This window comes from Devosia insulae DS-56, from assembly GCF_000970465.2.
Lineage (GTDB): Bacteria > Pseudomonadota > Alphaproteobacteria > Rhizobiales > Devosiaceae > Devosia_A > Devosia_A insulae.
This window is the reverse complement of the sequence record NZ_LAJE02000406.1, coordinates 1-6,795: the sequence shown is the minus strand read 5'-3', so window position 1 is coordinate 6,795 and position 6,795 is coordinate 1. Positions and strand designations below refer to the sequence as shown.

Genomic DNA, 6,795 nt, shown 5'->3' with positions numbered 1-6,795 from the left:
CCCTCAATCCCTCCCCTCAAGGGGGAGGGAAGCGATGACTGAAGGATCCGTACTACCCAAACGCCGACACTTATCGGCCCAGCGCCGCCTGCTCCGAGGTGATCCGGTCCATCAGCGGATCGAGCTCCATGTTGACTGGTGCATTGGCCGCCAGCCGCTGCTTCAGGAAACCGATCGACTCCTCCAGCACCTCGTCGAGGTTCTCCGAGCAGTTAAAGTCGCCCGCGACCCGCTTCACCTTGGAATTGTCGAACAGCGCCGACCAGGTCTTGTCGCCGATCAGCGGCCCTTCCCAGGCCTTGTTGTAGGCGACCAGCGTGTCGGAGGGCACGTGCACGATATTCGGCGTCAGCCCGACGCCGCGCCCGATCGCCTTGTAGATGTCGTCCCAGCTGTAGCCGCGGTCCGAGGTGATGTGGAAGATCTCGCTCAGCGCCCCGTCTTTGCCGAACAGGTTGACGAACGGCACGGCGAAATCCTTCGAGCGCGTCAGCGTCCATGGCGAGGTGCCATCGCCGGCGACGATCACGGGTTTCCCCTGCTGCATGCGGCGGATGACGATATCGCCCTCGCCCATCATCGTCGGCAGCCCGGTTCGCACCGTGTGGCTTGGCCGGACGATGGTCCATGGCAGGTTGCTGGCGCCCGCCAGCAGTTTCTCGCAGGCGATCTTGGCCTGGCTATAGCCCCAGTAGGGGTTCACCGCCGGAGTCTGTTCGGTGATGATGTAGTGCCGTGCTGGCTTCTCGTAGACCGAGGCCGACGAGATGAAGATGTACTGTTTGGTGTTGCCGGCGAAAGTGGCGATGTCCTCAGCCATCTGCTCGGGCGTGAACACCATGAACTGCGCTACCACGTCGAACTTGTGCCCGCCCAGCGCCCGGTAGGCCGTCTGGTCCTTCATGTCGCCGACGATCGAGGTGACCCCCGCCGGCAGCGCCGCATCGCGCTGGCCGCGGTTGAACACGCTGACCTTGTGCCCCTGCTTGACCGCATACTCGACGCAGGGCAGCGAAATCTGCCCGGTACCACCGATGAAAAGCACGCTGAGACTCATGAAATCCTCCCTCGAGTATGAGGAGCGTACCTCATCACCGGCTCGCCGCGACTGCAACCTTCGACGGAGCCGGGGGGTGGCAGAGCAATCGGCGATTGTGCGGACACCTTCAAGCGCCTACCACTCCGTCATCAAAGCGTCACATCCTGACCTGTTTGGGACCCTGGTTTGATCAACATCGTCATCCCGATGGCCGGCCGTGGCTCGCGTTTCGAGGGCACCACGGAGCTCGCGCCCAAACCGCTGATCGAGGTGCAGCCCGGCCACCGCATGATCGAGTACGTGATCGATTATCTGCGGCTCGCCGAGCCGCACCGCTTCATCTTCGTCTGCCTCGCCGCGCACGCCCGGGAGCACCGGCTGGCCGAACTGTTCGCCGCACTGGCCCCCGGCCACGCCGTGGTGCTCACCGACACGGTGACCCGCGGCCCGGCGGTGACTGCGCTGCTCGCTGCGCCGCTGCTCGCGCCGGATGACGAGTTGCTCGTCGCCTATTGCGATTGCTTCTTCACCATCGACATCGCGGCCTTCCTCGGACACCTGCGCCGCGCATCGGCCGATGCCGGCGTGCTGATCTATCCTTCAGCCGAGCCGGGCAATGCCTATGCCCGGATTGATCCGCAGGGACGCATCTCGCAGATGGTCGAAAAGCAGGTGATCAGCGGCGACGCCGTTGCCGGGCTGTTCTATTTCCGCCGCAGCGGATCTTTCGTCAGCGCCGCCGAGGCCACCATTGCCGCCACCCCGGCTGACCGGGAGGCGTTTGTGTCCGACGTCTGTAACTGCCTGATCACAGACGGCGGCACCGTGCTCGGCCAGCGTATCGACCCGCGCGAGCGGATCGAAATGGGTACTCCCGCCGACCTCGCGCTGTCCCGCCGCTAGCTTGCGACACATCTACCGGCAAGGAACGCTACCCGCTAGCCGCCGCCTTTTTCGTAGGGCTGCCCCAGAGCGGCCGGGGCGCCGCTGCGGGTCGACGAGACGGCCAGCACCACGATGGTCAGCACATAGGGCAGCATGATCAGGAACTGCAGCGGCACGCCGCTCGGCAGCAACTGCGCCCTGAGCTGCAGCGCTTCGGCGGCCCCGAACAGCAGTGCTGCGACCAGCACCCCGAACGGATGCCGGCGCCCGAGGATCAGGATCGCGAGCGCGATATAGCCGCGCCCCGCCGTCATATTGTCGAGGAACACGCCCGTCGCGCTGATCGACAGGAACGCACCGCCCAGCCCCGCCAGCGCCCCGCTCACCGCCACCGCGGCATAGCGGATGGCGATCGGATCGAGCCCCAGCGTTTCAGCCGCTTCCGGATGCTCGCCCACCGCCTTGATCGAGAGCCCGATGGTCGAGCGTTGCATCACCAGCCAGCCGCCCACGACCAGCGCCAGTGACAGGTAGGTCAAGGGGTCGTGCTGGAACAGCAGCGGTCCGAGGATCGGGATCTCCCCCAGCGGCCCGAAATCGATCGGCGCGAACGGCGTGATCCGCGGCGAGGCGGTGCCTGAGCCGAAGGCAAGGCGGAAGAAGTACGCCGAAACCCCGAGCATCAGCAGGTTGAAGGCGATCCCCACCACCACCTGGTTGGACCGGAGCGTCACCGCGTAGAAGGCGAGCCCCAGCCCGGCGATGGCGCCGATCAGCACGGCGACGCCGGCGCCGAGCCACAGGTTGCCGCTCCAATGCACCGTGATGAAGCCGGTGAAGCAGCCGATCAGCATCATGCCCTCGAGCCCGATATTCAGCACTCCGGACTTTTCTGCGAACATCCCGCCCAGCGCCGCGAGGAGGATCGGGATCGACAGCCGGACGCTCGCGGCGATGAACCCGGCCAGCACCGGATCGGCGAGAAACTCCATGGTTCAGCTCCCCGCCACGGCGCGGCGGCGGAACAGCCGCGGCAGGGCGTTCTGGCCGATCAGCAGCAGGACCACCAAAGCCTGGATCACCGTGGTCAGCGCGCTCGGCACCCCGGCCGCCGATTCCATGGTGGTCGAGCCGATCTGCAGCGCCGCGAACAGCACCGCCGCCGCCAGCACCCCGAGCGGATTGGTCTGGCCGAGCAGCGCCACGATGATTGCTGTATAGCCAAAGCCCGGCGACAGGTTCTCGATCATCCGCCGCTGCACCCCTGCGACTTCCGAAAAGCCGGCGAGCCCCGACAGCGCCCCGCAGATCAAAAACCCGGTCCATAAAGCTGCCTTGACGTTCATCCCGGTATTCTCGGCTGCGCGGGCATTGTGCCCGACGGCCCGCAGCCGGAACCCCGCCACCGAGCGCCACAGGAACACCTGCGCGACGATTGCCACGACAACCACCAGCAGCAGCCCGGCGTGCAGCCTTGTACCCTCGAGCAGCATCGGCAACCGCGCCTCTGTCGCGAGCCGCGCCGTGCGCGCCAGCGGCGAGCCCGGATCCTGCAGCGGCCCATGCAGCAGGTAGCCGACGAAATAGATGGCGATGTAGTTAAGCATGATGGTGGTGATCAGCTCGTCCGCCCGGAACCTCAGCTTCAGCACCCCCGCGATCGCCGACCAGCCCGCCCCGGCGACCGCCGCTGCGAGACCCATGGCCGGCAGCACCAGCCATTGCGGCTGGCCGCCAAGTTGCAGTCCCATCCAGGCCGCCGCAACGCCGCCGATGAACAGCTGTCCCTCGGCCCCGACATTGAACACCCCGGCGCGGAAGGCCAGTGCGATGCCGATGCCGCAGAATGCCAGCGGTACGGTGCGGATCGCCGTCTCGGCGAGCCCATTGGTGCTCCCCAGCGACGCCTCGAACAGGCTGAGATAAGCCAGCACCGGATCTCGTCCGATCGCCGCGATCAGCAGCGCGCCGATGGCGAAGGCAGCGAGCACACAGAGGATGCCCGACAGCACCGAACGTGGCAGCAGCCAGCGCCTCGCAAGGCCGACGGCAGCCTCAGATGCACTCTCGCTCATGCCGTCCTCCCGGCCATCAGCAGCCCCAGTTGCTCGACGCTGAAATCGGCTCGCGCCACCACGCCCGTCACCCGCCCCTTGAACAGCACGACGATCCGGTCGGCGAGTGCCAGCACCTCGTCGAGCTCGGTCGATATCAGCAGCACCGCCGCCCCGGCGGCGCGGCGCTGCAGCAACTGGCTCTGCAGGAACGCCGTCGCCCCGATATCGAGCCCGCGCGTCGGCTGTACCGCGACCAGCAGCCGGGGGTCGCGGCTCAGCGCTCGCCCCAGCACCACCTTCTGCTGGTTGCCGCCCGACAGCGAACCAATGGCCTGTTCGACGCTGCCCAGCCGCACATCGTAATCGGCCACCAGTTGCGCCGCAAAAGCCTGCGTCTCGCCGCGCCGCCGCATGCCCCAGCGGGCAAAGCGCGGCCGCCCGGCCTCCTCGGCCACCGCATTGTCGGTGACCGACATCCGCTCGAAGATCGCCGTGCGATGCCGGTCCTCCGGGATATGTGCCAGCCCCGCCGCGATCCCCTCGGCCACCGGCCGGTTGGTCATCTCGACCCCGTCGATCAGCACCCGTCCGGTATCGGGCCGTTGCAGCCCGACAATCGCCTCGGCCAGTTCCTGCTGGCCATTGCCATCGACCCCCGCCACCGCAACGATCTCACCGGCGCCCACCGAAAGGCTCACCGCTTCGAGCCGCCGCACCCCGCGCGCGTCGGTCAGCCCCAGCCGATCGACCTCCAGCAGCGGCCGGCCGGGCGTTGGCATACCCTCGAGCTGCGGCAGCGTCACCTCGCCCCCCACCATCAGGCGGGCAATCTCGCGCGGCTCGGTTTCGGCCGTGCGCAGCGATCCCGCCACCTTGCCGCGCCTCAGCACGGTGATCCGGTCGGTCACCGCCATCACTTCATTGAGCTTGTGCGAGATGAAGACGATCGCCGTCCCGGCTGCTGCCAGCGAACGCAGCACCGGAAACAACGCCGCGGCTTCCTGCGGCGTCAGCACCGCGGTCGGCTCGTCCAGCACCAGGATTTTTGCGCCGCGATACAGCGCCTTGACGATCTCCACCCGCTGCTGGCTCGCCACCGACAGCTCGCCGGCCAGCGCCCGCGCGTTTACCGCCAGCCCATAGCGGGCGCCCAGCGCGTCGATCTCGTCGGCCAGTTGGTCGAGGCGCGGAAACCAGGTCCGCACCTCCCTGAGCCCCAGCGCGATGTTTTCGGCGACGGTCAGCGTCGGCACCAGCATGAAGTGCTGGTGCACCATGCCGATACCGAGCCGCCGCGCCTCCAGCGGGCCATCGATCACCACCGGCTGCCCGCCGATCTCGATCGACCCGGCCTGCGGCTGGAGCAGCCCGGCCAGCGCCCGCATCAGCGTGGTCTTGCCGGCGCCGTTCTCGCCGAGCAGCGCATGGATCTCTCCCGGCTCTACGGCGAAGCTCACATCGTCATTGGCCACCACCGGGCCGAAGGCGACGCGGATATTCCGCCTCGCCACCGCCGCCGCAGCCTCGTTCAGTTGTGACACTGCCCGCTTACTGCACTTCGCTGGTATCGAGCGGCACCTCGAACGTGCCGGCCTTGATCGCCGCGATCTTGTCTTCGACCGCCTTCAGCACCGCCGGATCGACATGCTTGTCGAGCCCGTGGAAATCGGCGAGCCCGACCGAGTTGGCGGCAACGCCATACGACCAGTTCTCGCTCTTCCAGGTGCCATCGATCACCGCCTGGCCGACCGCCGTCACCAGCGGGCCGAGGTCCCAGGTGACGCTGGTCAGCACCGCCTCGGGGCCGAGATGGTTCTGGTCGGTCATGGCGCCGAGCGCAAACACCTTCTTGGTGATCGCCGCATCGATCACCCCGACGCCTTGTGCGGAAAGCACGTCGGCGCCCTGCTCGACCTGGGCGATGGCAGCTTCCTTGGCCTTGGGCGGATCGAACCACGAGCCGATGAAGGTATGCAGCACCTTGATCTCGGGTTTGATTTCCTTGGCGCCCGCCTCATAGGCGTGAAGGTTCGCCAGCATGTTGGGCGCCGGCATGCCACCGACCCAGCCGACCGAGCCGGTCTTCGAGGTTCCGGCCGCCAGCATCCCGGCAAGATAGGCGCCCTGGTAGTCGGGGTTGGAATAGGTGCCGAGGTTCGGCGCCAGGTCCGCTGCCGTGCCGGCCATGAAGGTGGTGTCGGGGAAGTCTTCGGCCGCATTGAGCGCCGCATCGCCGAACGAGAAGCTGTGCGCGAAGATCAGCCCATAGCCGCGCTCGGCGAAATCGCGCAGCAGCCGTTCTGCATCGGCGTCGGTGACGTTCTCGACATAGGCGACTTCCGCCCCCAGCGCCTTGCCGGCGGCTTCGAGGCCGTTATAGCCCACCGAGTTCCAGTCATTGTCGGTGATCGGGCCGGGCAGGATCATCGCGATCTTGAGGTCGGCGGCCAGCACCGGGGTGCTCAGCGCGGTGGTCGCGACGAGCAGCAGCGCCGCCTGCGCAAAGCGCCGGCGTGAGAGTGTCATGAAGGATGTCATCTGTTCTTCTCCTGTGTCACGCACTGCGCGGGAACGATGGAGCCCGCCAGCCCGCCGTCCCCGCATTCGGGGTCGCAGCGCGAGACCTGGATGGTAATGCTGCTAACGTTGTCGTCAATCGTCACAAAGACGTGTGCGCGGCAGGCGGGCTGTGCGCTGCGCGCATGACGCTTTCCTAGCAACGATCGCTAGTTCGGTGCGCACAGAGCACCCCCCACCCTGTCCCTCCCCCGCAAGGGGGGGAGGGACAGGGTGGGGGGTGCTCTGTGCGCACCG

6 protein-coding genes are annotated in these 6,795 nt (G+C 67.2%); 1 reads left to right on the top strand and 5 read right to left on the bottom strand.

Annotation, left to right across the window (positions count from 1 at the left end; genetic code table 11):
• Positions 1–70: 70 nt before the first annotated feature.
• Positions 71–1,057 (bottom strand): SDR family oxidoreductase, encoded by a 987-nt coding sequence (locus VW23_RS27720; protein ID WP_069912706.1) that lies wholly within the window; start codon positions 1,055–1,057, stop codon positions 71–73.
• Between the two features lie 168 nt (positions 1,058–1,225).
• Between VW23_RS27720 and VW23_RS27715 the strand changes: the two genes are divergently transcribed.
• The gene (locus VW23_RS27715) at positions 1,226–1,942 is read left to right on the top strand and encodes a sugar phosphate nucleotidyltransferase (RefSeq protein ID WP_069912705.1); all 717 of its coding nucleotides are present in this window, start codon (positions 1,226–1,228) and stop codon (positions 1,940–1,942) included.
• 35 nt (positions 1,943–1,977) lie between these two features.
• Here VW23_RS27715 and VW23_RS27710 read toward each other — a convergent pair whose 3' ends face one another.
• From VW23_RS27710 to VW23_RS27695, 4 genes are read right to left on the bottom strand one after another with little or no spacing between them, the layout of a single operon-like run.
• Positions 1,978–2,916 (bottom strand): ABC transporter permease, encoded by a 939-nt coding sequence (locus VW23_RS27710; protein WP_069912704.1) that lies wholly within the window; start codon positions 2,914–2,916, stop codon positions 1,978–1,980.
• 3 nt (positions 2,917–2,919) lie between these two features.
• On the bottom strand, positions 2,920–3,999 hold the full coding sequence (locus tag VW23_RS27705; protein ID WP_069912703.1) for an ABC transporter permease: 1,080 nt from the start codon (positions 3,997–3,999) through the stop codon (positions 2,920–2,922).
• Complete coding sequence (locus VW23_RS27700) at positions 3,996–5,522, bottom strand: ABC transporter ATP-binding protein (RefSeq protein WP_084646553.1); 1,527 nt, start codon at positions 5,520–5,522, stop codon at positions 3,996–3,998. The genes VW23_RS27705 and VW23_RS27700 overlap by 4 nt, the downstream gene beginning before the upstream one ends.
• 7 nt (positions 5,523–5,529) lie before the next feature.
• Positions 5,530–6,519, bottom strand: coding sequence for a BMP family protein (locus tag VW23_RS27695; RefSeq protein WP_069912702.1), 990 nt, complete (start codon positions 6,517–6,519; stop codon positions 5,530–5,532).
• Between the last annotated feature and the right edge of the window lie 276 nt (positions 6,520–6,795).